Origin of the sequence: Streptomyces sp. P9(2023), assembly GCF_032436795.1 — a bacterium.
Taxonomy (GTDB): Bacteria; Actinomycetota; Actinomycetes; order Streptomycetales; family Streptomycetaceae; genus Streptomyces.
The window spans coordinates 1-248 of record NZ_JAUPWM010000726.1 but is presented as its reverse complement, the minus strand read 5'-3'; the positions used below and the strand labels follow the sequence as shown (position 1 = coordinate 248).

At 51.6% G+C, this 248-nt stretch carries 1 protein-coding gene; it reads right to left on the bottom strand.

The annotated features are described in order from the left end of the window. On the bottom strand, positions 1 to 225 hold a 225-nt coding region (locus Q5762_RS39250; protein WP_315897104.1), incomplete at its 3' end, for a hypothetical protein. Between the last annotated feature and the right edge of the window lie 23 nt (positions 226 to 248).

The following is a 248-nucleotide window of genomic DNA, read 5'->3' as shown; positions in this document are numbered from 1 at the left end:
GTTGAGGATTTTGTCCAGACGCATCAGGTTCTTGTAGGAAACCAGAGACGCAGGGATTGCAGGAGCACCACCAGAAGCCGGAGTTTCTTCACCGGAGATTTCGCTGTCAGCAGTTGCAGCACCGGCATAGATGATCGTACCAGCAGCAGCCAGCAAATCCTTCTGAAGAACGTCTTCAGTGATTTCGTTGGCACCGTTGAGAAGCTCACGAGAAAGATGCTTCATCAGGCCATCGTCACTGTCGAACA